At 71.0% G+C, this 23,417-nt stretch carries 20 protein-coding genes; 12 read left to right on the top strand and 8 right to left on the bottom strand.

The window, feature by feature from the left end; genetic code table 11:
- Window positions 1-275 precede the first annotated feature (275 nt).
- The 3 genes from nth to QOM21_RS16885 all read left to right on the top strand — a co-directional run bounded on the left by nth (window position 276) and on the right by QOM21_RS16885 (window position 3,448).
- Complete coding sequence (nth, locus tag QOM21_RS16895) at window positions 276-1,436, top strand: endonuclease III (protein WP_407551013.1); 1,161 nt, start codon at window positions 276-278, stop codon at window positions 1,434-1,436.
- 73 nt (window positions 1,437-1,509) lie between these two features.
- Complete coding sequence (locus QOM21_RS16890) at window positions 1,510-2,235, top strand: NUDIX hydrolase (RefSeq protein WP_407551011.1); 726 nt, start codon at window positions 1,510-1,512, stop codon at window positions 2,233-2,235.
- Between the two features lie 13 nt (window positions 2,236-2,248).
- Window positions 2,249-3,448, top strand: coding sequence for a MarP family serine protease (locus QOM21_RS16885; protein WP_407551009.1), 1,200 nt, complete (start codon window positions 2,249-2,251; stop codon window positions 3,446-3,448).
- 81 nt (window positions 3,449-3,529) lie between these two features.
- Here QOM21_RS16885 and QOM21_RS16880 read toward each other — a convergent pair whose 3' ends face one another.
- The 6 genes from QOM21_RS16880 to QOM21_RS16855 all read right to left on the bottom strand — a co-directional run bounded on the left by QOM21_RS16880 (window position 3,530) and on the right by QOM21_RS16855 (window position 11,600).
- Window positions 3,530-3,727, bottom strand: a complete 198-nt coding sequence (locus tag QOM21_RS16880; protein ID WP_393896548.1) for a hypothetical protein — start codon at window positions 3,725-3,727, stop codon at window positions 3,530-3,532.
- A 169-nt stretch (window positions 3,728-3,896) separates the two neighbouring features.
- Window positions 3,897-4,835 (bottom strand): alpha/beta fold hydrolase, encoded by a 939-nt coding sequence (locus QOM21_RS16875; protein ID WP_407551007.1) that lies wholly within the window; start codon window positions 4,833-4,835, stop codon window positions 3,897-3,899.
- The gene (locus tag QOM21_RS16870; RefSeq protein ID WP_407551005.1) at window positions 4,832-5,290 is read right to left on the bottom strand and encodes a phage holin family protein; all 459 of its coding nucleotides are present in this window, start codon (window positions 5,288-5,290) and stop codon (window positions 4,832-4,834) included. Before QOM21_RS16870 ends, QOM21_RS16875 begins: the two co-directional genes overlap by 4 nt.
- Before the next feature lie 45 nt (window positions 5,291-5,335).
- A complete protein-coding gene (gene nhaA, locus QOM21_RS16865) occupies window positions 5,336-6,730 on the bottom strand; it encodes a Na+/H+ antiporter NhaA (RefSeq protein ID WP_407551003.1) in 1,395 nt (464 codons plus the stop codon).
- 386 nt (window positions 6,731-7,116) lie between these two features.
- A complete protein-coding gene (acs, locus tag QOM21_RS16860) occupies window positions 7,117-9,084 on the bottom strand; it encodes an acetate--CoA ligase (RefSeq protein ID WP_407551001.1) in 1,968 nt (655 codons plus the stop codon).
- Window positions 9,085-9,221: 137 nt separating this feature from the next.
- A complete protein-coding gene (locus QOM21_RS16855; RefSeq protein ID WP_407551000.1) occupies window positions 9,222-11,600 on the bottom strand; it encodes a SulP family inorganic anion transporter in 2,379 nt (792 codons plus the stop codon).
- 324 nt (window positions 11,601-11,924) lie between these two features.
- Here QOM21_RS16855 and QOM21_RS16850 point away from each other — a divergent pair, with 324 nt between their 5' ends.
- Window positions 11,925-13,238, top strand: coding sequence for a hypothetical protein (locus tag QOM21_RS16850; protein WP_407550998.1), 1,314 nt, complete (start codon window positions 11,925-11,927; stop codon window positions 13,236-13,238).
- Here QOM21_RS16850 and QOM21_RS16845 read toward each other — a convergent pair.
- Window positions 13,219-14,205, bottom strand: coding sequence for an ATP-binding protein (locus QOM21_RS16845; RefSeq protein ID WP_407550996.1), 987 nt, complete (start codon window positions 14,203-14,205; stop codon window positions 13,219-13,221). The two genes, QOM21_RS16850 and QOM21_RS16845, sit on opposite strands and share 20 nt — an antisense overlap.
- Before the next feature lie 101 nt (window positions 14,206-14,306).
- On the opposite strand from QOM21_RS16845, the gene QOM21_RS16840 reads away from it, so the two are divergent.
- Window positions 14,307-15,167: an oxidoreductase gene (locus QOM21_RS16840; RefSeq protein WP_407550994.1), complete on the top strand. Its 861-nt coding sequence runs from the start codon at window positions 14,307-14,309 to the stop codon at window positions 15,165-15,167.
- Between the two features lie 413 nt (window positions 15,168-15,580).
- Here the strand turns inward: QOM21_RS16840 and QOM21_RS16835 are convergent, their stop codons facing one another.
- Window positions 15,581-16,459, bottom strand: coding sequence for an HAD family hydrolase (locus tag QOM21_RS16835; RefSeq protein ID WP_407555703.1), 879 nt, complete (start codon window positions 16,457-16,459; stop codon window positions 15,581-15,583).
- Window positions 16,460-16,915: 456 nt separating this feature from the next.
- Here QOM21_RS16835 and ssd point away from each other — a divergent pair, with 456 nt between their 5' ends.
- From ssd to QOM21_RS16800, 7 genes are all read left to right on the top strand, one after another.
- Window positions 16,916-18,097 (top strand): septum site-determining protein Ssd, encoded by a 1,182-nt coding sequence (gene ssd, locus QOM21_RS16830; RefSeq protein ID WP_407550993.1) that lies wholly within the window; start codon window positions 16,916-16,918, stop codon window positions 18,095-18,097.
- 406 nt (window positions 18,098-18,503) lie between these two features.
- On the top strand, window positions 18,504-19,661 hold the full coding sequence (locus tag QOM21_RS16825) for a TadA family conjugal transfer-associated ATPase (RefSeq protein WP_407550992.1): 1,158 nt from the start codon (window positions 18,504-18,506) through the stop codon (window positions 19,659-19,661).
- Window positions 19,662-20,144: 483 nt separating this feature from the next.
- Complete coding sequence (locus tag QOM21_RS16820) at window positions 20,145-20,840, top strand: type II secretion system F family protein (RefSeq protein WP_407550991.1); 696 nt, start codon at window positions 20,145-20,147, stop codon at window positions 20,838-20,840.
- A gap of 311 nt (window positions 20,841-21,151) precedes the next feature.
- On the top strand, window positions 21,152-21,712 hold the full coding sequence (locus tag QOM21_RS16815) for a type II secretion system F family protein (protein WP_407550989.1): 561 nt from the start codon (window positions 21,152-21,154) through the stop codon (window positions 21,710-21,712).
- 34 nt (window positions 21,713-21,746) lie between these two features.
- Window positions 21,747-21,935 carry a DUF4244 domain-containing protein gene (locus tag QOM21_RS16810; protein ID WP_393896534.1) on the top strand — a complete coding sequence of 63 codons (189 nt, stop codon included), beginning with the start codon at window positions 21,747-21,749 and terminating at the stop codon, window positions 21,933-21,935.
- A complete protein-coding gene (locus QOM21_RS16805; protein ID WP_407550987.1) occupies window positions 21,922-22,818 on the top strand; it encodes a TadE family type IV pilus minor pilin in 897 nt (298 codons plus the stop codon). Before QOM21_RS16810 ends, QOM21_RS16805 begins: the two co-directional genes overlap by 14 nt.
- Entirely contained in the window at window positions 22,793-23,164 is a 372-nt protein-coding gene (locus tag QOM21_RS16800) for an Rv3654c family TadE-like protein (protein WP_407550985.1), read from the top strand. Before QOM21_RS16805 ends, QOM21_RS16800 begins: the two co-directional genes overlap by 26 nt.
- The last annotated feature ends 253 nt before the right edge of the window (window positions 23,165-23,417 follow it).

Genomic DNA, 23,417 nt, shown 5'->3' with positions numbered 1-23,417 from the left:
GTGGGAGCACAGGACTGGGGGCTGAGTGAGTGAGCGCAGGGCCCGATTCCGCTGTGGGCGAACAGCCATCCAGAAGTGCCTCGAATTCGGCTAAAGGTAACAAATCGTCCTCCAGGGTGAGGTCCGCCCGGACGGCGACGGCGGGAAGGCCCGGCGCGTCGCGAGCGGCAGCGCAGGACGTGATCGTCAAGGACGCTACCCCGAAGATCTCCGCGAAGGGGATCTCGGCGGGTGAGAACTCGGTACGCAAGAGCTCGGCAGGGAAGAAGGCCGCCGTGAACGAAACCCCCGCGAAGCCGGTGGCGGGCGCGCAGGCCGCCGCCGATGAGGCCGCCCCGAAGCGTGCCGCAGCGAAGAAGAAGACGGTCGCCGAAAAGGCCGTGACGACCAAGGACGCGGCGACGAAGAAGGCGGCTGTGGCCAAGGCACCCGCACGGAAGACCGCAGGCGGGACGGCGAAGAAGCCCGCCGGGCAGCCGGCCGGGCAGGCGGCCGAGCCCGCGAAGAAGACCGCGGCGAAGAAGACCGCGGTAAAGACCTCCGCCGCGAAGAAGACCTCCGCCAAGAAGATCGCCGCGAAGAAGACCTCTGCCAAGAAGACCGCCGCGAAGAAGGCCGCTCCCTCGGCCGGGAGCGCCGCCGCGCCCGCCAGGAAGGCCCCGGCGGGCAAGCCGGAGTCCCGGGTGGCCATGGTCCGCCGGGCCCGCCGGATGAACCGCGAGCTGGCCGAGCTGTATCCGTACGCCCATCCGGAGCTGGACTTCACCAACCCCTTCGAGCTGCTGGTCGCGACGGTGCTGTCCGCGCAGACCACCGACCTGCGGGTCAACCAGACCACCCCGGGTCTCTTCGCCGTCTGCCCGACGCCCGAGGACATGGCGGCGATGGCCCCGGAGCGGCTGGAGGAGCTGATCCGGCCCACCGGCTTCTTCCGCGCCAAGACCAAGTCGCTGATCGGCCTGTCGACCGCGCTGCGCGACCGCTTCGGCGGTGAGGTGCCGGGCCGGCTGGAGGATCTCGTCACGCTCCCCGGCGTCGGCCGCAAGACCGCCAATGTGGTGCTGGGCAACGCCTTCGGCGTCCCCGGCATCACCGTCGACACGCACTTCGGCCGGCTGGTGCGCCGCTTCGGCTGGACCACTCAGGAGGACCCGGAGAAGGTCGAGGCGGAGATCGCCGAGATCTTCCCCAAGAGCGAGTGGACGATGCTCTCGCACCGCGTCGTCTTCCACGGACGCCGCGTCTGCCACTCCCGCAAGCCCGCCTGCGGCGCCTGCGGCATCGCCCCCCTCTGCCCCTCGTACGGCGAGGGTGAGACGGACCCGGAGAAGGCGAAGAAGCTGTTGAAGTACGAGCTGGGCGGCCGCCCGGGGCAGCGGCTGAACCCGCCGGCGGACTATCCGGGGCAGCCCGCGCCCCCGATGGCGGCCCCATGACGGCTGCGGAGCCGCGGGCAGGAGTGCCCCCGAGGGGAACCAACCATCGAAGCCAGGGCCTGAGGGGGCGCGGATGACGAGAGCACGGGAGAGTTACGGCGAGGACACCGGCACCCGCCAGGCGTCGTCCGGCCGGGACGTGCCGGTCACGGCCGAGGGGCTGCCCGAGTGGCTGTCCCCGGTGGCGGGCGCGGCCGGCACCATCGAGCCGCGCCAGCTCAGCCGGTTCCTGCCGCCCGAGAGCGGCGGCCGGCAGTCCGCGGTGCTGATCCTCTTCGGGCACGGCCCGCGCGGCCCCGAGCTGCTGCTCATGGAGCGCGCCGGGACCCTGCGCTCGCACGCCGGCCAGCCCTCCTTCCCCGGAGGCGCCCTCGATCCGGAGGACGGCGACCCCGAGGGCGGCGGCCCGGTGCGTGCGGCGCTGCGGGAGGCCCAGGAGGAGACCGGCCTCGACCCGTCCGGTGTCCAGGTCTTCGGAGTGCTCCCGCGCCTGTACATCCCCGTCAGCGGCTTCGTCGTGACACCCGTCCTGGGGTGGTGGCGGGAGCCGAGCCCGGTCGGCGCGGTCGACCAGGCGGAGACCGCCCGGGTGTTCACGGTGCCCGTGGCGGATCTCACGGACCCCGGTCACCGCGTGACGACACGTCACCCCAGTGGCCACGTCGGCCCCGCGTTTCTTGTCGAGAATGCATTGGTATGGGGGTTTACGGCCGGCGTGATCGACCGCATCCTGCACTACGCGGGCTGGGAGATTCCGTGGGACCGTGACAAGCAGGTCCCGCTCGACTGGCGCTCGTGAGACGGTGTCGGGCGTGAACGTCCTGGACATCTTGCTGCTGGTCGCGGCCGTGTGGTTCGCGATCATCGGCTATCGGCAAGGCTTTGTCGTCGGCATCCTGTCCGTGATCGGCTTCCTCGGAGGCGGCCTGATCGCGGTCTACTTGCTGCCCGTGATCTGGAACGAGATCACCGACGACGCGACACCCGGCACCTTCGCGGCCATCGCCGCGGTGGCCGTCGTGATCGTGTGCGCATCCGTGGGCCAGGCGCTCACCACCCATCTGGGTAACAAGTTGCGCCGCTACATCACCTGGTCACCGGCGAGGGCGCTGGATGCCACCGGCGGCGCGCTGGTCAACGTCCTGGCGATGCTGCTGGTCGCCTGGCTGATCGGATCGGCCCTGGCCGGCACCTCCTTGCCGACGCTCGGCAAGGAGGTCCGTAATTCCAAGGTGCTGCTCGGTGTGTCCCGGGTGATGCCCCCGGAGGCCAACACCTGGTTCGCGGACTTCTCCTCGGTCCTGACGCAGAACGGCTTCCCCCAGGTCTTCACGCCGTTCTCCAACGAGCCGATCACCTCCGTGCCCGCGCCCGATCCCCGGCTGGCCAGCAGCCCGGTCGCGGAGCAGGCCAAGCGAAGCATCGTCAAGGTCGTCGGCACGGCCCCCGGATGCGGCAAGGTCCTCGAAGGCAGCGGCTTCGTCTTCGGACGGCACCGCGTGATGACCAACGCCCACGTGGTCGGCGGCGTCGACGAGCCCACCGTGCAGGTCGGCGGCGAGGGGCGGCGCTACGACGCCAAGGTCGTGCTCTACGACTGGCAGCGCGACATCGCGGTGCTGGACGTCCCGTCACTGAACGCCCCGGCCCTGCGGTTCGCCCGGGCCGACGCGGACAGCGGCAAGAACGCGATCGTCGCCGGCTTCCCGGAGAACGGCGGCTATGACGTCCGCGCGGCCCGTATCCGCGGCCGCATCCAGGCCAACGGCCCGGACATCTACCACCGGGGCACGGTCGGCCGCGACGTCTACTCCCTCTACGCCACCGTCCGCCAAGGCAACTCCGGCGGCCCGCTGCTCACACCGAACGGCGAGGTCTACGGCGTGGTCTTCGCGAAGTCGCTGGACGACTCCCGCACCGGCTATGCGCTGACCGCCGACGAAGTCAGCGAGGACATCAGCAAGGGGCGTACGGCCGAGCGGCAGGTCGACAGCCAGGGCTGCGCGATCTGAGGCGGGTCAGGGCGCAGGCGCGGGGACGCAAGGGTCCCCGCGCGGTGCGCCGAAGGAGAAGAGAGACCTGCGCCGCGCGGCTCAGCCGCGAGGATGGCGCAGGCGTGCGCTCACCCAGCGCGCTCTGCGGCGCAGGATGAGGGGAATGCCCATCGGGTGGGCGGGATCGGGGGAGTCGGCGGACCTGAGGTCCGGCGTGCCCCTCTCCCGAGTGCCCACTGCAGCGGCACTGCTGCGGCGGTTGCGTGCCACGTCACGGTAGTCGTGCGTCCAGCCCATACACACGACTCTGCCCTTGCCCCAAGGTCCGTAATCGCTCCGGCCGCCGCCAATTGGCCTATGCGCCGGGCAATTGGCTGTTCGTCAGACGAACGTTCGCACCGATCGGCCGAACGGCCCTGCCGCCCGAGGCCGGACGGCGCCGGCCCGCTCGGGCGGGGAGCCCCGGTCAGCGGTCCGGCTCGGGGTCCTTCAGCCAGTTGATCAGCTCGGTCGAGAACGCCACCGGGTCCTCCTCGTGCGGGAAGTGTCCGAGGCCGTCGAACAGCCGCCAGCGGTAGGGGGCCTCGACGTACTGCCCGGAGCCGGCGGCACTGCGGGTGCGCATCACCGGGTCGAGCGATCCGTGCAGATGCAGCGTCGGGACCCGTACCGGCTTCTTCATCCGCCGGTTGAACTGGATGCCGTCCGGACGGGCCATGGACCGCACCATCCAGCGGTACGGCTCGATCGAGCAGTGGGCCGTGGAGGGAATGCACATCGCCCGCTGATACACGGCGACGGCTTCGTCGTCCGGCATCCGGGGCCCGGACCAGTCGCGGATCATCCGGCCGACCAGCGCCCCGTCGTCGGCGGTCAGCCGGCGCTCGGGCAGCCACGGCCGCTGGAAGTTCCAGATGTGCGAACTCTGGGTGCTCTGCTTGACGTCGGCGAGCATCGCCGAGCGCCAGCGCCGTGGGTGCGGCATCGAGGACACCGCGAGCCGGCGCACCAGTTTGGGCCGCATCACCGCGGCCGTCCACGCGAGATAGCCGCCCAGGTCGTGTCCGACGAGTGCGGCGTCGGGCTCGCCCAGGGACCGGATGACCCCGGTGATGTCGAGGGCGAGATTCGCCGGGTCGTAACCGCGGGGCGTGCGGTCGCTGCCGCCGACGCCCCGCAGGTCCATCGCGACCGCGCGGAAGCCCGCGTCGGCGAGCGCGGGGAGTTGGTGCCGCCAGGTCCACCAGAACTGCGGGAAGCCGTGCAGCAGCAGCACCAGAGGGCCGTCGCCCATCTCGGCGATGTGGAAGCGCGCGCCGTTCGCCGCGACGTCGCGGTGCGACAGCTCCTTCCCGCCGGGGATGTCGAGCTGGACGACCGAGGTGGTGCTGTCGGGGGCAGTCATACCGATGAGCGTGTCACAGACTCCAGGACCGGGTGCTCCACGGGCGCCGGACGCGGGTGGGGCTTGGCCTTCTGCAGTACGGCCGCGGTCTCCTTGGCGGAGGTGATGGACTTCTCAGGCTTCTTGATCTTCTTGAGCTTGGCCATCGCGATGAGCACCAGCAGACCGGCGACCACCAGGAAGGCGCCGCCCACGATCAGGAAGGACCAGGCGAGCCCGAGGCCGAGGTTGTGGATGCCGTAGGCGGCGGCGAAGCTCAGCACCGGCAGCGCGAACAGCGCCAGTACCCCGGCCGCGCCGAACGCCGCGCCGCCGATGCCCGCACGCTTGGCGTCCTGCCGCAGCTCCGCCTTGGCCAGCGCGATCTCGTCGTGGACCAGTGCGGACATCTCGGCGGTGGCCGATGCCACCAGCTGCCCGAGGCTGCGGTCCGCGCCGTCGTCGGCAGTGCTCATCGCCGTCTCCCTCATCTCGTCACCGGAAAAATCAAGCCTCTCAGATCATGCCGGACCATCGTCCCCGGTGCGTGCGTCGGCGGCCACTTCGGCAAGGCGCCGGTGCTCCGCGGCCTTCGCTTCGAGGATCGCGGCCATCCGCAAGTGGTACTCGGGCTTGTCCTGTTCGTAGATGTCGGGGATGCCGTCCTGGTCCTCGTCCCGCTCCTCTTCCTCCCACAGTCCCCGGTACTTGTTGTTGCGGACCTTGAGCAGGATGCCCGCGAAGACCGCGGCGAGGAGCGAGCCGATGAGCACCGACGCCTTGATCTCGTCGGCCAGCTCCAGGTCCTCGGTGAAGGCGAGTTCGCCGATGAGCAGCGAGACGGTGAAGCCGATGCCGGCCAGCGACGCCACCGCGAAGACATCCGGCCACTTCAGGTCCGGATTGAGCTCCGCCTTGGTGAAGCGGGCGGTGACCCACGTCCCGCCGAAGATGCCCAGCGCCTTGCCGACTATCAGGCCGAGGACGACGCCGAGCGTCTCCGGCCGGGTGAAGACCTCGTGGACCGCACCGCCGGAGATGGACACGCCGGCGGAGAAGAGGGCGAAGAGCGGCACGGCGAGGCCGGCCGAGAGCGGGCGCACGAGGTGCTCGATGTGCTCGCCGGGGGAGTGCTCCTCGCCGTCGCGGCGGGAGCAGCGCAGCATCAGGCCCATCGCGACGCCCGCGATCGTGGCGTGCACCCCGCTGTTCTCCATCAGGGCCCAGATGACCAGCGCGAGCGGGAGGTAGATGTACCAGCCGCGGACGCCCTTGCGCAGCAGCAGATAGAAGACTCCGAGGCCGACGAAGGCGAAGCCGAGGGCCAGGAAGTTGATCTTCGAGGTGAAGAAGACCGCGATGATCAGGATCGCGAAGAGGTCGTCGACGACCGCGAGGGTGAGCAGGAAGGCGCGCAGCGCGGACGGCAGGGACGTGCCGATGACGGCGAGCACGGCGAGCGCGAAGGCGATGTCGGTGGCGGTGGGGACCGCCCAGCCTTCCATCGAGCCGCCGCCGATGGCGTTGACGACGACGTAGACGAGCGCGGGCATCGCCATGCCGCAGACCGCGGCGATCACCGGGAGGGCGGCGGCCTTGGGGTCCCGCAGTTCACCGGCGACCAGTTCGCGTTTGAGTTCGATGCCCGCGACGAAGAAGAAGACGGCGAGCAGGCCGTTGGCGGCCCAGTGCTGGATGGAGAGGTCCAGGCCCAGGGAGGCGGGGCCGAGGTGGAAGTCGCGGACGGACTCGTAGCTGCCGCTCAGGGTGTTGGCCCAGATGAGGGCCACCACGGAGGCGGCGAGGAGGAGGACGCCGCCCACGGTCTCGGCGCGCAGAGTGTCCGCGATGAAGTTCCGCTCGGGCAGCGACATGCGTCCGAGGAAGGTGGAACGACGGTTCTGGGGGGCGCTCACGCGGTGACCTCCGGCCATTTCGGCAGCTGTGTACGGCTGTTGCAGTTGCCGACCAGACTTCCCGGCGCACCCAGAGTTCTTAGCGTTTCATTGACGCGGTTCCTACCTTACCCGGCGCGGGCGAGCGGCGATCCGACAATAGGGAGTTTACGGGCATATTGGGCTTCCGGTCGGCGGATGCGATGCCGTCGGTGCGTCGGTGCGTCGGTGCGTCGGAGCCGGGGGGCCGGGGGCCGGGGGGGCCGCCGAGCGTGTCGGGCGCGCCACGGGTGCGGCGGCTGCCGGGAGTCTCCTTGCGGCGAACGAACGGCGGGGAGCCCTTGCCGGAATGGCGGAGGGGCACCGCCCGAAATGGACGGTGCCCCTCAGCTCGTGCGGTCGACCGCTCAGTCCTCGCTGGCCGCGCTCGGCAGCTTCGTCTGGATCAGATCCATGACGGACGAGTCGGTGAGCGTGCTGACGTCACCGAGGTCGCGGTTCTCGGCCACGTCGCGCAGCAGGCGCCGCATGATCTTGCCGGAGCGAGTCTTGGGCAGCTCCGCCACGGGCAGGATCCGCTTGGGCTTGGCGATCGGGCCGAGCTGCTGCGCGACATGCGCCCGCAGTTCGTCGACGAGGCCCTCGTCCTCGTCGGTGGCGCCGCCGCGCAGGATGACGAAGGCGCAGATGGCCTGGGTGGTCTGCGGGTCCGTCGCGCCGACGACCGCCGCCTCGGCCACCTTCGGGTGCGAGACCAGCGCCGACTCCACCTCGGTGGTGGAGATGTTGTGGCCGGACACCAGCATGACGTCGTCCACCCGGCCGAGCAGCCAGATGTCGCCGTCGGTGTCCTTCTTGGCGCCGTCACCGGCGAAGTACTTGCCCTCGAAGCGGGACCAGTAGGTGTCGAGGTAGCGCTGGTCGTCGCCCCAGATGGTGCGGAGCATGGCCGGCCACGGCTCGGTCAGCACGAGATAGCCGCCCGCGCCGTTGGGCACCTCGTTGGCGTCGTCGTCGACGACGGTCGCGGCGATACCGGGCAACGGCAGCTGGGCGGAGCCCGGCTTGGTCGCCGTGACGCCCGGCAGGGGGGTGAGCATCATCCCGCCGGTCTCGGTCTGCCACCAGGTGTCGACGATCGGCGTGGTGTCCGCCCCGATGTGCTTGCGGTACCACATCCACGCCTCGGGGTTGATGGGCTCGCCCACCGATCCCAGGACGCGCAGCGAGGACAGGTCGAACTTCGCGGGGATGTCGTCGCCCCACTTCATGCAGGCACGGATCGCGGTCGGCGCGGTGTAGAGGATCGTGACGCCGTACTTCTGCACGATCTCCCACCAGCGGCCCTGGTGCGGGGTGTCGGGCGTGCCTTCGTAGAGCACCTCGGTCGCGCCGTTGGAGAGCGGGCCGTAGGTGATGTACGAGTGGCCGGTCACCCAGCCGACGTCGGCCGTGCACCAGAAGACGTCGGTCTCCGGCTTGAGGTCGAAGACGGCGTGATGGGTGTACGACACCTGGGTGAGGTAGCCGCCGGTGGTGTGCAGGATGCCCTTGGGCTTACCCGTCGTCCCGGAGGTGTAGAGGATGAACAGCGGGTGCTCGGCGTCGAACGCCTCGGGCGTGTGCCGGTCGCTCTGCCGGTCGACGACCTCGTGCCACCACACGTCCCGGCCCTCGGTCCAGGCGACATCCTCCTGGCCGGTGCGGCGCACGACGAGCACGCTGCGGACGTTCTCCGTACCGGGCTTGGTGAGAGCGTCGTCCACGGCGGGCTTGAGAGCGGACGGCTTGCCGCGGCGGTAGCCGCCGTCGGCGGTGATCACGACGCGGGCGTCGGCGTCGTTGATGCGGGTCGCCAGCGCGTCCGCGGAGAAGCCACCGAAGACCACGGAGTGCGGGGCGCCCAGACGGGCGCACGCCAGCATGGCGATGACCGCTTCCGGGATCATCGGCAGGTAGATGGCGACCCGGTCGCCGGTCCGTACCCCGAGCTCGATCAGTGCGTTGGCCGCCTTGGACACCTCACGCTGCAGTTCGGCGTAGGTGATCGCGCGGGTGTCGCCGGGCTCGCCCTCGAAGTGAATGGCGACCCGGTCACCCAGGCCGTTCTCCACATGACGGTCCACGCAGTTGTAGGCGACGTTGAGCTTGCCGTCGGCGAACCACTTCGCGAAGGGCGCGTTGGACCAGTCGAGCGTCTGGGTGGGCGCGGTCTCCCAGGACAGGCGTTTGGCCTGCTCCGCCCAGAACCCGAGGCGGTCCGACGCGGCCTCTTCGTACGCGGCTGCCGTGACGTTGGCGTTCGCGGCCAGTTCGGCAGGCGGCGCGAACCGCCGTTCCTCCTTGAGCAGGTTGGCCAGGCTTTCGTTGCTCACGACATCTCCCATTCCCAGGGCGTCCGATGTGTCCCAGGCCATAGCTCATCAGCCCGTGGCCACCCCTGACAAGGGCCGCCCGGGTAAATTGGTGTAGACCTGTCGTTTTCTCCTGTCCGAACGGGTGCTTTCGCAGGTCAGACCGTGACCGGAGCTGCTTCGGCGCGCACCGCGCAGAACCGTCCGCTGGGCTCGTCCAGGACGTACGCCTGGGCCTCGCCGACGTGGAAGTACATGCCGTGCAGCGCGAGCGAGCCCTCGGCGACCCGGCGGGCCACGCAGGGGTGCGCCATCAGGTGATCGAGCTGTTGCATGACGTTGACCAGGGCCAGCCGCTCCTGATCGTCGGCCACCGGCCGCTCGGAGAGCGCCACTTCGCCCCTGCCGAGCCGTCCGATCCGCTCCATGCGCGCCAGACTCGGCCGGCCGTGCCGCAGCCAACGGGCGAGCGGGGTCGCGTCGGCGGATGGCACCCCGCCGTGCGAGCCGCCCTGCGGTCCCGCCTGCGAACCGGACGGTGCGGAGGTGAGCAGCGCTGCCATGGCGCCGCATCCGGAATGGCCGCAGACCGTGATGGAGCCGACCTGGAGCACATCGACGGCGTACTCGATCGCCGCCCCGACGGAGTCGCAGGAGCTGTCCGAGCCGGGCGGCGGCATCAGGTTGCCGACGTTGCGCACGGTGAACAGGTCGCCCGGCCCGCTGGATGTGATCATGCTCGTCACCAGCCGGGAGTCCGCGCAGGTCAGAAAGAGCTGGGTGGGTCGCTGGCCCTCGCGCGCCAGCCGGGCCAGCTCCTCGCGGACCAGGGGAGCGGTGTGGCGCTGGAACGCGCTCACGCCGCCCATCAGCTGGCTGCCACTGGACTCCGGCACGGACTCGCGGGCCGGAGCCGGGCGGGTGCAGTGGTGATTGCGCCACGGCGTCCACGGCCGGCAGGCGTGCGCACTGGCGGGCTCGGCGATCGGCCGACGCGAGCGGCCGCCGAGGGTCACCCAGCCGCCGTGCGCCTGATGCGCGGTCGACCAGGTCTGCAGCGCTTCGTAGGCGGCGTGGTCCATGAACGAGCCGCACAGCTCGACCACGACATTGGCCTGCGGGGGCACCAGGGCGAGTGTCCGGGTCAGCCGCGGCACGGCCAGGAACGTCAACTGGCCGGTGACGCGGACCCGGTGGCTGTCGGTTTCCTCGGTCACCGTGATGCGGGTGTGCGTCAGCCGCCGGAGGGCGAGGAAGACCGCGACGGCGATGCCCGTCGCCACACCCTGCAACACGCCGAGGACGACCACCGCACCCAAGGTGGCGGCGTACACCGGGAATTCGCGGTGCCGCTGCACATGCCGGATGTGCGCGAAGCTCACCATCCGGATGCCGACGACCATGACCAGCGCGGCGAGCGCGGCCAGCGGGATCTGTTCCAGGGCCCCGGCCAGCAGACCGGCACACACCAGCACCCAGACGCCGTGCAGCACGGTGGACCGGCGGCTGACCGCACCGGCCTTCACATTGGCCGAGCCGCGCATCGCGCCCCCGGAGATCGGAAAGCCGCCCAGCAACCCGGACACGGCGTTGGACGCGCCCTGACCGGCCAGCTCGCGGTTGAGGTGCGCCCGGGCCACGGGAGCACCCGGCTGCTCGGCCGCGAGACGGTCCACCGCCACGGCGGACAGCAGCGACTCCATGCTGGCGACGAGGGTGACGGTCAGCACCGCGGCGGCGATGGCGGGGACGGAGGCGTCCGGCAGCGCCGGCAGCTCGGGCATCTGCCAGGACGGCAGATCGACCCGGGGAACGGCAATCCCCGCACTGGCAGCCGTCGCGGCGAGGACCGCGGCCAGCGGGGCGGGCACCATCCGCGCCCAGCGGCCGACGCGGCCCGGCAGCCGGCCCCAGCCCACCAGCACGGCGACGGTGACGGTGCCGATCAGCAGCGCGGCGAGATGCGGATGCTCCAACTGTCCGGGCAGCGCGGCGGCGTTGTCGAGCGCTGAGCTGTCGGGGCTGCCGCCGAGCACCACGTGCAGCTGTCCGATCGCGATCGTGACGCCGATGCCGGCCAGCATGCCGTGCACGATCGCCGGGCTGATGGCCAGTGCGGCGCGCGCCACGCGGGCCGCACCGAGGGCGAGTTGCACGAGGCCCGCGAGGACGGTGATCGCGCAGGTGGCGCGCCAGCCGTAGCGCTGGACGAGGTCGGCGGTGACCACCAGCAGGCCGGTCGCCGCGCCGCTGATCTGGAGCGGCGCGCCGCCGAGCAGCCCGGCGACGATGCCGCCGACGACCGCGGCCACCAGGCCCGCCTGGGGCGGCGCGCCGGTGGCGAGGGCGATGCCGAGCGACAGCGGGACGGCCAGCAGGAAGACGACGATCGAGGCGGAGAGGTCCCGGCGGACCGCCGTGCGGCGGGTGCCCTTCTCGCGGGGTTCGGGCCGGGGCTTCCGGCGGGACTCGGGGGGCAGCTCCGAGTGCTGCGGCGTGTGCTGCGGCTGCGGCCGCGACTTCTCGATCTGGGACATTCCCGTCTCCTCCGGGGCGACGCGGTCGCGCGGGGCGCGATCGTGGGCGGCGGTGTACTGCGGCGGGACGCGAGCTGACCGGGTGGGTCGTCGCGGTGCGTGATGGTCTGGTGACTCTCAAGCTTCGGTAAATGAATCGTAATGGCACGTAAAGCCCTGGAGAGGTCTTTTCGGGCATACGAGCCAGTCGTTCCGTCTATCGGGTGAATGTAATGACTATCGGCTTGTCGTTTTAATCCCTCTTCTTGGCGTATGCGATCTTGTGGGCAGTTTTTCCGATTTATCCCTCGGAAGGTGCACGCAGCGCCAGGAATGAGGTGGCTGATGGCAGCCGCATCAAAAGTCACGGTGGGGCTCGCGGCGGCGGTGGCAATGGCTGCCGTCGCCGGCTGCTCCGCCTCGTTGCAGAGCGGGTCGCCGCCGAACACGGAGAAAGGGCGCGCGGCGCTCAAGGGCCAGACGGTCAGACTCATCGGGGACGGCTCCACGGCCTACACCGGCGCGCAGCCGAACCAGCCCAAGGCCAAGCGACTCAAGCGCGGGAAGAAGCCGCCGCAGTTCGTGGTGTTCTCCTGGGACGGCGCCGGCGAGGACAACCAGAAGCTGTTCTCGCACTTCCGCGACGTCGGCAAGAAGTACGACGCGACCATGACCTTCTTCCTCAGCGGCGTCTACATGCTTCCCGGCGACTCCAAGGGGCTGTACAACCCGCCCAAGCACAGCGCCGGCGCCTCGGACATCGGCTTCAACGACGTCAGCGGGATCAAGGCCACCGTGGCGCAGATGCGCGGCGCCTGGCTGGAGGGCCATGAGATCGGCACCCACTTCAACGGCCACTTCTGCGGCTCCAACGGCGGCGTCGGCACCTGGTCGTCGGAGGAGTGGAAGAGCGAGATCGAGCAGGCCGAGACGTTCGTGAAGACCTGGAAGACCAACGCGCAGCTCAAGGGGGAGGAGCCGCTGCCGTTCGACTACTCCAAGGAGCTGGTCGGTGGCCGAGCGCCGTGTCTGGAAGGCCAGCGCAACCTCATTCCCGCCGCGAAGGAGATGGGCTTCCGCTACGACGCCAGCTCGGTGGGCGGCCGGCAGACCTGGCCCCAGCAGATCGACGGCATCTGGGACTTCCCGCTCCAGCAGATCCCCGTTCCTGGCCGCAACTTCGAGACGCTGTCCATGGACTACAACTTCCTGGCCAACCAGTCCGGGACCACCAAGGGCGACCCGGCGATGCACGCCACCTGGGGCAGCCAGATGCGGGACGGCCTGCTGAGCGCCTTCGAGCGCGCCTACGAGGGCAACCGGGCGCCGCTCTTCATCGGCAACCACTTCGAGTCCTGGAACGGCGGGACCTACATGAAGGCCGTCGAGGACACCATCAAGACGGTCTGCCCCCGAAAGGGCGTCCGGTGTGTCAGCTTCAAGCAGCTGACGGACTGGCTGGACGCCCAGGACTCGGATGTGCTCGACAAGCTGCGCGCCCTGCCCGTGGGCCAGGCCCCGAAGGGAGGCTGGTCGGGGTACCTGACCGACTCGCCCTCCTCTTCGGCGCCGTCCCGGCCCGCGGGTCCGTCGCTGCCCGCGCGGTCGGCCGTGCCGGCGGAGCCGGCCCACGCGGAGGTCAGGCAGGCTGAGGAGTAGCCGCACCCTCGAAGAGCACGAACGCGGGGTCGACCTGGGCTGCCAGGTCGGCCCCCGTCTTCGCGTTGCCCCAGCTCTCCGCGTTCTTCAGGTGGAAGTGGACCATCTGCCGCGTGTAGCGCTCCCAGTCGCGGTGCGCGTACGCCCCGTCGGCCGTGGCATGGAGCTTCCCCAGGGCCTGCCGGTTGTGCTCCTCCAACTGCGTGAAGTGGGCCGGCCGGCCCTTCTCCATCGCCCGCACCCAGTCGGAGTGGCCGACGGTCACCAGCAGGTCGTCGCCCACCTCGGAGTGCAGATAGGCCAGGTCGTCGGCGCCCTGGATCTTGTTTCCGACCACCTTCAGCGGTACGCCGAAGTCCCTGGCGTACTCCTTGTACTGGCGGTAGACGGCGATGCCCTTACGCGTCGGCTCGGCGACCAGGAAGGTCATGTCGAAGCGGGTGAACATCCCGGAGGCAAAGGAGTCCGAGCCCGCCGTCATGTCCACCACGACGTACTCCTCACGGCCGTCCACGAGGTGGTTCAGGCAGAGTTCGACCGCCCCCACCTTGGAGTGGTAGCAGGCCACCCCGAGATCCGATTCGGTGAACGGTCCGGTCGCCATCAGGCGTACCGAGGTCTCGTCGAGCCGCACGGTCCTGGCGCAGGCATCGAAGACGGGGTTGTCCTCGCACACCCGCAGCAGCCGCGAGCCCTCGCCGGGCGGAGTGGTCTTGATCATCGTCTCGGCGGAGGCGATCCGGGGGTTGCCGCCGCGCAAGTAGTCCTTGATCAGCGGGAGATGGGCGCCCATGGCGGGGAGAGTGGCCGCCTCCGCCTCGTCAAGGCCGAGTGCCGGGCCCAGGTGCTGGTTGATGTCGGCGTCCACCGCGATGACCGGGTGCCCGGCCGCGGCGAGATGACGGATGAACAGGGAGGACAGGGTGGTCTTGCCGCTGCCGCCCTTGCCTACGAAAGCGATCTTCATGTTCACCAAGGGTAATCGTAGTATCGCTTTGAGTGAGAGGTTTGCGTGAAGAAGACCACTCCTTCGAGGGGTGCGGCCCCGTGGTGCGTAGGGTCGTCCCCATGGCAGCAAACCCGCGGGGGACGACCCCCGAACCCCCGACCGCGAGCGCCGATCCGCTCGCCACCCTCGCGTCACTCCCGGGCGTCGTGGACGCCGTGGACGCCGTACGCAAGGGCGTCGACCGGGTCTACGGGCACCGGATCATGCGGCGCCGCAGCAGCGAGGTCACCTCGGAGGCCGCGCTGCGCGGAGCGCGTGCTTCCGCCGCGCTCTCCGGGGCGGACTGGGAGCTCGAAGAGGTCAGGCGGCGCACCGACTTCGGCGTCGACGGCGAGCCGCGGACGGTTGGCGCGGCACTGCGGCTGACCGCCGAGGCGGGGCAGCTGCTGAGCGTGTGGCGGCAGTCGCCGCTGCGGGTGCTGGCGCGACTCCATCTGGTGGCGGCAGGTGGCGGCGTGGCGGACGACGCCGTGGGGCGGCCGCGGCTGGCCGGCGAGCCCGTGGTGGAGGAACAGCTGGTGGAGCTGACGCTGCCGGGGGCCGATGAGGTCGCCGGCCGGTTGGACGGTCTGGCGCGGCTGCTGCTGGCGGGCAGCGAGGCGCCTGCCCTGGTGACGGCCGCGGTGGTGCACGGCGAACTCCTGGCGCTGCGGCCATTCGGCTCGCACAACGGGCTGGTCGCGCGGGCCGCGGAGCGGATCGTGCTGGTCGGCAGCGGGCTGGACCCCAAGTCGATCTGTCCTGCGGAGGTCGGGCACGCCGAGCAGGGGCGGGCGGCCTACGCCGGTGCCCTGGAGGGGTACGCCTCGGGGACCCCGGAAGGCGTCGCGGCGTGGATCGCGCACTGTGGTCGCGCGGTCGAGCTGGGCTCCCGGGAGAGCACCGCCGTCTGCGAGGCGATGCAGCGCGGCGCCGCCTAGGCGAAGTGGTAGCAGCAGGTCAGGGCCGGTCCGACGCGTCCGGCCGGTTGGAGCGGCGACTCTCCGGATGTGTCGCCAGGTCTCCGTTCATATGGCCCTGAAGTAGCCCTGAACAGGGTTGCGGCGGTACCCGTTGCTGGTGGGTACCGCCGCTGGCATGTCCGCCGGGTTACCAGTGCGTGCTCGGATTTTGCCGATCAGGTCGGAATCTTCGTCCGGTTACCTGGTGCGGCTGGCCCGTAATCGACGGGTCGGCGTCGCGTGGGTGCCCTGCATTCATGCATCGGTCCGTGGGGCCTTGATGCGTTAAAGGTAGTCCTCTCGGATGTCCTTGGTCTCGCGGGCCGTTAATTCCTTTGTACTACTGATGTGGGGGAAGTGGAACCCTGCGTCGCAGATCTTTGCTCCGGGCGTCAAATGCGGTGAATACGGGCCAGGCTTTCCCGGGCCGTCCGTCGCCTGGTCGAGTACCAGACCAGGCCCGCCGTGGCGGCGGCCGCGGTCAGCGCGGCGGCGGCGAGCACCGGCCGCGAGGGCATCGACAGCGAGGGAAGGCGCTGCTTGAGCGGAACCGGGCGGGTGAAGGAGAGAACCGGCCAGCCTCGGGCGACCGCCTCGCGGCGCAGTGCCCGGTCCGGGTTGACCGCGTGGGGATGGCCGACCGCCTCGAGCATCGGGACGTCTGTCGCGGAGTCGCTGTACGCGTAGCAGCGATCCAGGTCGTAGCCCTCGGACGCGGCGAGTTCGCGGACGGCCTGGGCCTTGGTCGGGCCGTAGGCGTAGTACTCGACCTCCCCTGTGAAGCGGCCGTCCTCGCCGACGACCATGCGAGTGGCCACCACCCGGTCCGCGCCGAGGAGTTCACCGATCGGTTCGACGACTTCGGCGCCGGAGGTGGAGACGATCACGACATCGCGGCCGGCGGTGTGGTGTTCCTCGATCAGAGCGGCCGCCTCGTCGTAAATGATCGGGTCGATCAGATCATGCAGGGTCTCGGCGACGATTTCTTTGACCTGGGCGACATCCCATCCACGGCAGAGGGTGGACAGATACTCGCGCATACGCTCCATCTGGCTGTGATCGGCGCCGCCCGCGAGGAACACGAACTGGGTGTATGCGGTACGCAGAGCGGCCCGCCGATTGATCAGACCGCCTTGGTAGAACGACTTGCTGAAGGTCAGCGTGCTCGACTTTGCAATGACGGTCTTGTCCAAGTCGAAGAACGCGGCAGTACGGGGAGTCGAGTGAGGCACGGAGTGGTTTTCCACGAGGCGAGCATAGGCGCCCACCATTCGGCGTAAGGTGTGGCGCGTGGGTTTGCCTGAGAAGGCCCTCGGGTACACCATGGAAGTCACGGATCGTTCGCGACCGTGCTAACCCGGTCCGGCTCCTCCCCCCCCGAGTCGGCCGTGGGGACGACCCCCGCTCTCCCCCCCGGCGGGGGTCGTCGCATGTCCGGACGCATTTTGAGCCTTCGAACACGGCTCTGCCTCCCCCTCCTCGCCTTGCGATGACGGCGCTGACGCCGACGCTCCTTCGTCACTCATCGTAGTCATTTCGCTGCTCTGTGGAAGCCCTGCTGCGGCCGAAAGTGTCGTTCCCGTCGAATAGGTGACGGAGTTATTCACAGGCGCGGAGTTGTCCACAGATTTGGGTCAAGATCCGCGGGATTTTCCCGATCGCTGCACCGTAAAAACCCCGCGGGACTTCGCGGGGATGTGATTTGTGTAGCGATAGGGGAACAGAGCGTGTCCGGAACCTTGGCGTCCGATCAAACAACTAGTGGCGGCGAAGAGCGGAAGGGTCCGCTCCTCATCACCGAGGACGAACAACTCCTCGACGACCTCCTGCGGCTGTGCGCGGCGGCCGGTGCGCTGCCCGAGGCGGTCCACGGTCCGCCGGACCGTAAAGGCGACTGGGAAGCAGCGCCGCTGGTCATCGTCGGCGACGACTGCGCGCCTCGTCTGCGGGACACCGACAAGCGGCCGGGGGTGCTCCTCGTAGGGCGGGACGCGGACGATTCCGCCGTCTGGCGGCTGGCCGTCGCCATCGGCGCGGAACGTGTCCTGACCCTCCCGGACGGTGAGAGCTGGCTGGTGGACCGGATCGCCGACGCGGTCGAGGACGCCGGCGATCCGGCCGTGACGGTCGGGGTGATCGGCGGTCGCGGTGGGGCCGGTGCGAGTTCCCTCGCCTGTGCTTTGGCTGTCACCGCCGCTCGCTCCGGTCTGCGCACCGTCCTCGTGGACGGCGATCCGCTCGGCGGCGGCCTCGATGTCCTGCTGGGCGGCGAGAAGGAGAAGGGCCTGCGCTGGCCGGCCTTCCGCGAATCGCGCGGCCGGGTGGCCTGCGGGGCCCTGGAGGAATCCCTACCGCGACTGCATTCCCTGCGGGTGCTCAGCTGGGACCGCGGAGCGGAGGTCACCATTCCTCCTCCGGCCATACGGGCGGTCATGGCAGCGGCCCGCCGCCGCGGCGGAGTTGTGGTGGTGGACCTGCCCCGCCGGGTGGACGAAGCGGCGGCGGAGGCTCTCGCTCAGATCGATGTCGGGCTGCTGCTCGTCCCCATGGAGTTACGAGCGGTCGCGGCGGCCCAGCGGGTGGTGGCCGGCGCGCAGCGGCAGCTGCGCGACCTGCGGGTGGTGGCGTGCGGTGGCCCGGGGCCGCACATGGGTCTCGATCCGGAGGAAACCGCCCGTCTTCTGGAGTTGCCGCTAGCCGGCGAAGTGGCCTGGGAGGCGAGCTTGTTGGACGGGCTGTCGCGTGGCGTGCCCCCGGGGGCGAATGTGCGCGGGCCTCTGGCGCGGTTCTGCGCGGGCTTCTGGAACCGGGCGCTGGCCAGGAGTGATGGGCCGAGGCCGTCTTCTGCGACGCAGATGGCTCTGGGTAGGGCGGGGTTCGGCGACGTACGGGGAGGTGTGCCGGGGTGAGGCAAGGAAGTGGGCTGGACGTGGCGCGGTGGTGGAGAGGCGCGGCGGTGTGCGACGCGCCTGTTCTCGGGGGCCGGGCCGGGGCAGCGGGGGCCGGTTCGCGGACCGGGAGTGTGGTCGCCGGGACGGACGCTGCTTGTGCGGCCGGGTGTTCGGGCCGGACCGACGGCATTCGTGGTGGCGGCTTCGAGTGGAGCCCGCGGTGGTGGTGGCGGGACGGCTTTCGCTGCGTTGCCGGGTGGTGGGCCGGTGCGAGGCGGGTTACGGCCGCGTGGCCGCGAACACGGGTCGCGGAGCCGGAGTCAGGGAAGAAGCGGGGGCCGGAGACGGGTCGCTCGCCGAGTTGGTGGTGGCTGCCGCCCGGCGGACGAATGGCAGTCCCGGTGGCCTGGGCCGGGGGGCGGCTGTGAGCCGAGAATTGCTGGACGTCGTGCGCACCCGGCTGGCGGCAGCCGGGGCGGAGCCCACACCGGCCCGGGTGGCGGTGGCGCTGCGGGCGGAGGGACGGCTCCTCGGGGACGCCGAGGTCCTGAGCGTGGTGGCCGCGTTGCGGTCCGAGATGGTGGGCAGCGGCCCCTTGGAACCGTTGCTGGCCGCACCGGATGTGACGGACGTACTCGTCACGGCGCCGGACGAGGTGTGGGTGGACCGGGGCGGCGGCCTGGAGCGCACGGACATCCGCTTTCGCGACACGGCGGAGGTGCGCAGGCTCGCCCAGCGGCTCGCGGCGGTGGCCGGACGGCGACTGGACGACGCCCGGCCGTGGGTGGACGCCAGATTGCCGGACGGCACACGGCTGCACGCCGTACTCCCACCGGTCGCCGTCGCGGGCACCTGTCTGTCCCTACGGGTGCTCAGGCCACGCGCCTTCGGCCTCGCGGAACTTGTCGCGGCCGGCACGGTGCCGCCCGGCGGGGACCGGCTGCTCACCGCGATCCTGGGGGCCCGGCTGTCGTTCTTGATCAGTGGTGGCACGGGCTCGGGGAAGACCACGTTGCTCAGCAGCCTGCTCGGACTGGTGAGTCCGGCCGAACGGATCGTGCTGGCGGAGGACTCGTCGGAACTGCGGCCGGACCATCCCCACGTGGTGCGGCTGGAGACTCGCCCGGCGAATCAGGAGGGCGCCGGCCGCGTGACACTGCGGGACCTCGTCCGGCAGGCGCTGCGCATGCGACCGGACAGGCTGGTGGTGGGCGAGGTGCGCGGCGCCGAGGTCACGGACCTCCTCGCGGCACTCAACACCGGCCATGAGGGCGGCTGCGGCACCGTACACGCCAACGCCGCCTGCGATGTCCCCGCCCGTCTGGAGGCGCTCGGCTCGACTGCGGGGCTGGACCGTGCCGCACTGCACAGTCAGCTCGCGGCCGCCCTCTCGGTCGTCCTCCACCTCGTACGCGACCGGCACGGCCGGCGGCGTCTCGCCCAGGTGCATGTCCTGGAGCGGGATCGGGACGGCTTCGTGGTGACCGTGCCGGCGGCGGAATGGGCCGCGGACGGCTTCCAAGAGGCGCGCGGATGGGGGCGGTTGATGCGGCTGTGCGAGAGGGGAGGCGGCGAACTCTGAGCCTGCGGAGGAGGCGGTCTCCCGCTGGGGCCGGACCTGGGCGGTAGGCGCCGGGCGAGGGGCGAGGGGGGAGCGACGACGAGTGTCGAGTGAGGGCGAAGGGGGTGAGGGGTCGTGGCATTCGGAACTGTGGTGTCGAACACTGGGCTCTCGGTGTCGTCCGGGGTGGCAGTCATCTGTGGGGGAGCGGCGGGCTGGTTGGCCTTTGGCGGCCGGGACGACATTCGACGACGGGCACGGGTCTTGCTGGCCGGCGACTTGAACGGGGTGGCGGGCGAGGCCGGTGGTGTGCGGGGTGCGGCGGCCGGGGAACGGGGCTGGGGGCTCGGCTCGGGTGATGCGGTGCGGAGGTGGCTCGCGGGGCGTGTGGTGGACGAGGCCGGCTCGGCGCGGCGGTTGAGACTGGTGCGGCGGGTGGCCGTGGGCCGGGAGGCGTGGTGTCTTCCCGCGGGCCTCTGCCTCGCAGTGATTGGCAGGTCGGCGTTGCCCGTCGCGGCCTCGGTGGTGGCGGCGTTCCTCGTTCACCGTTGGCTGACCGCTCGGGACGCGGAGCGGGCACGTGACCGTCGGGCGGCCGAGGTGATCAGCCTGTGCGCGACGGTGGCCGGTGAGCTGCGGGCGGGGCGCCAGCCGGGTCAGGCCCTCCTGATCGCGCGGGCTCCTTCCCTGGGCGCAGCGATCTCGGCGGTCCTGGCGGCGGCGCGGTATGGCGGTGACGTCGCTCAGGCATTGCGGGACGCTGCGCGGCTGCCGGGAGCGGAGGGCCTGACGGGCGTCGCGGCGTGTTGGCGGGTCGCGGTGGAGGGCGGCGCCGGACTGGCTGCCGGACTGGAACGCATCGCTGACGGGCTCCGGTCGCAGCGTGATCAACGCGAGGAATTGAGAGCCCAGTTGGCGGGCCCACGGGCCACGGCCTTGATGCTCGCGCTGTTGCCGGTCTGCGGGCTCCTGATGGGCACCGCACTCGACGCTGACCCGTTACGGGTGCTGCTGCACACGCCGGTCGGCTGGGGCTGCCTCGTGATCGGCGGGCTCCTGGAGTGGGGCGGCGTGGCCTGGACGGGACGCATCGTCGCCGACGCGATGCCGCCGATACCGCGGGGCGTCGGGGCGCGCATCGACACCGGCGCCGGATGTGATCGGACGCGGGGAGAGGGGACGGTGGGGTGGAGGTCGTGAGCGCGGAAGTTGTCCACAGGGTGGGGATGGTTATTGCGGTCTTCGGAGGCGTGCTGTGCGTGGCCGCCATGGCACGTGGGGTGCGGCTGAGACGGGCCGTGCGCAAGCGGGTGTCGGCTGTCTTCGGCGGGAGCCGGGGCCGGCGCGACGCCGGGTGGAACGGCGGCGCCTGGAGACTGTGGCACGGGATCGCTCGGGCCGGACACCGGGAGGCGGGACGGCGGGAGGTGGGAGGACCTGGCGCCAGGGGTGGCGGCTATCGAGGCCGTGGACTGAAGGAGTGGCTGGGGCCGTTAGGTGCGGGCGGGTTCGTGGGCATTCTCGTGGATGGCGCACCCGGTTTGTTGATGGGCCTCGCCGTCGGCTTGGCGGCTCGCGGCTGGATCGTGCGTCAACGCGGCAGACGGGGTGCCCGGTTGGCGAAAGCCCGCGTGGAAGACGATCTGGCGCCGGTCGGCGATCTCCTGGCCGCATGTCTCGCGGCGGGCGCGGGGCCGCGGGACTCTGCCGAGGCGGTGGGGCGCTCGCTCGACGGGCCGGTTGCGGTGCGGCTGCGCCATGTGGCGGCGGAACTGAAGCTGGGCGGCGAACCGGCCACCGCATGGGGACGGTTGGCAGAGCTGCACGGCGCCGAGGCATTGGCGCGCTGCATGGAGCGCGCCGGGATATCCGGCGTGCCGGCCGTCGAGGCGGTGTCGCGTATTGCCGCCGAACTCCGGGCGGAGCGGGGCAGGGCGGCGGCCCAGCGAGCGCGCCGGGCCGGTGTGCTGGTCACTCTGCCGCTCTCGGCGTGCTTCCTCCCGGCGTTTCTGACGCTCGGGGTCGCTCCGGTGCTGATCGGCCTGGCCGGCGGGCTCTTGGGACGTAACTGATCTGTTGGTGAAGCTGAGTTCAAGGGGGATGGCGATGTTTCGGCGATGGCGAGCGGAGCTGCGTGCGGCAGGGAAGGACCGGGGGATGGCCACGGCCGAGTACGCCGTGGGAACCCTCGCGGCATGCGCATTCGCGGCGGTGCTCTACAAGGTCGTGACGAGCGAGGCGGTGCAGGGCATGCTGCGATCGGTGATCCAGAGGGCTGTCGATGTCCAGTTCTGACGGCACGGCGGCTTCTGACGGCAGCCCGGCGGCCGGGGAGCACGGGTCGCTCTGGGAGCGCGGGCACGGTGCGGGGGAGTGCGGTTCCGTAGGGCCCGCGTGGATGGCTGGGCTGCTGGCGCGGCTGCGGGCAAATGGGCTGTCAGGGGCACGCGGGATGCCACGGGCACGTGGGCCTGCCGGTGCCCGTGGGCTCGGATCCCCGTATCTCGAAGGGCGCGGCGGCACTCCCGAAGGCGCTCCTGGGGCGCGGGCCCCGGATACCGGCCGGACCGGCGACATCAGTGCCAGGGCCCGGGCCAGGGCTTCGGATGGCGGGGGTACGGCCGACGCAGATGACGTTTCCGTGCGTCACGCGGCATTGGTCAGCAGGGCAGCGGCGCCCCAAGGGATGCGGAGAGCCGCTTCCGCCGGCGGGAGTTGGAGGCGGCTGGTCGGCGCATGGCGGCGTAGGGGGCGAGGCGAGCGAGGACGGGCGGACGGCGCTGCGTCCTACAGGGAGAGGCCCGCGCGAGGCGTCGGCGGTGTCGTCGGGCGAGCGCCTCGGGACGCCGGATTCGTGACGGCGGAGACGGCCTTGGTGATGCCTGTGCTTGTGGCTGTGGCGGGAGCTCTCATCTGGGGCCTGATGGCGGTCTGTGCCCGCATCGAGTGTGTCGATGCGGCACGGGCCGGGGCGAGAGCGGCTGCGCGCTCTGAGGCCCGGGTGGCCGTGCTCAAGGCGGCACGAGATGCGGCGCCACGAGGAGCACGGGTCGGCCTGGCACGAGAAGGCGACCTGGTGCGCGTACGGGTCGTGGCGGACTTGCCGGGGATGGGACGTCTCGCGGTGAAGGTCCAGGGGGAGGCGGTGGCTCTTGCGGAGGAGACGGTGGGGCGATGAAGGCTCGGCGACGGTGTGGACCGTCTTCGCCGCGGCGTCGCTGTGCGCGGTCTTCACGGCGCTGATCGGGCTGGGGCAGGCCGTCACGGCACGGCACCGGGCCGGCGGCGCGGCGGACCTGGCGGCGTTGGCGGCGGCGGATCGTGCCATGCAGGGGCAGACGGTGGCCTGCGCGGCAGCCCGCCGGGTGGCGGCGGCCCAGCACACCCGCCTCGTGCGCTGCTCCGTGGCCGCCGCGATCGCCGACGTATCAGCCGAGGCGGGCAGTTCCCCGTTCACGTCCCGGGTTCGGGCCCGAGCGGCACCGCCTCTCGCCCCGCCGCCCGGGGCGGAGGGGCTTCCCTGAGAAGGCAGGGCGGTGTGTATCGGCGTACCGCGTACCGGCGAGCAGGTGGGCCAGTCCGGGACCATCAGGGCCGTAGGCGCGGTGCGACGACGGCCGGGGGCTATCGATCCGCGGCGTAGAGGGCGCAGGCACGCTACGGAACCGTCCCGAGGCAGGCGCCCCATTCGCTTCGGCCCCTCGGCCACCACCGGCCACAGCCCGCCCAACGCATCCGCCGGGCCGCTACACCCCGACCCGTCCAGCAGCCGCATCC

The sequence above is a fragment of the Streptomyces sp. Pv4-95 genome, assembly GCF_045782725.1.
Taxonomy (GTDB): domain Bacteria; phylum Actinomycetota; class Actinomycetes; order Streptomycetales; family Streptomycetaceae; genus Streptomyces.
Note: the sequence above shows the minus strand (reverse complement) of the source record. Positions and strands in the feature narration are given on the sequence as shown.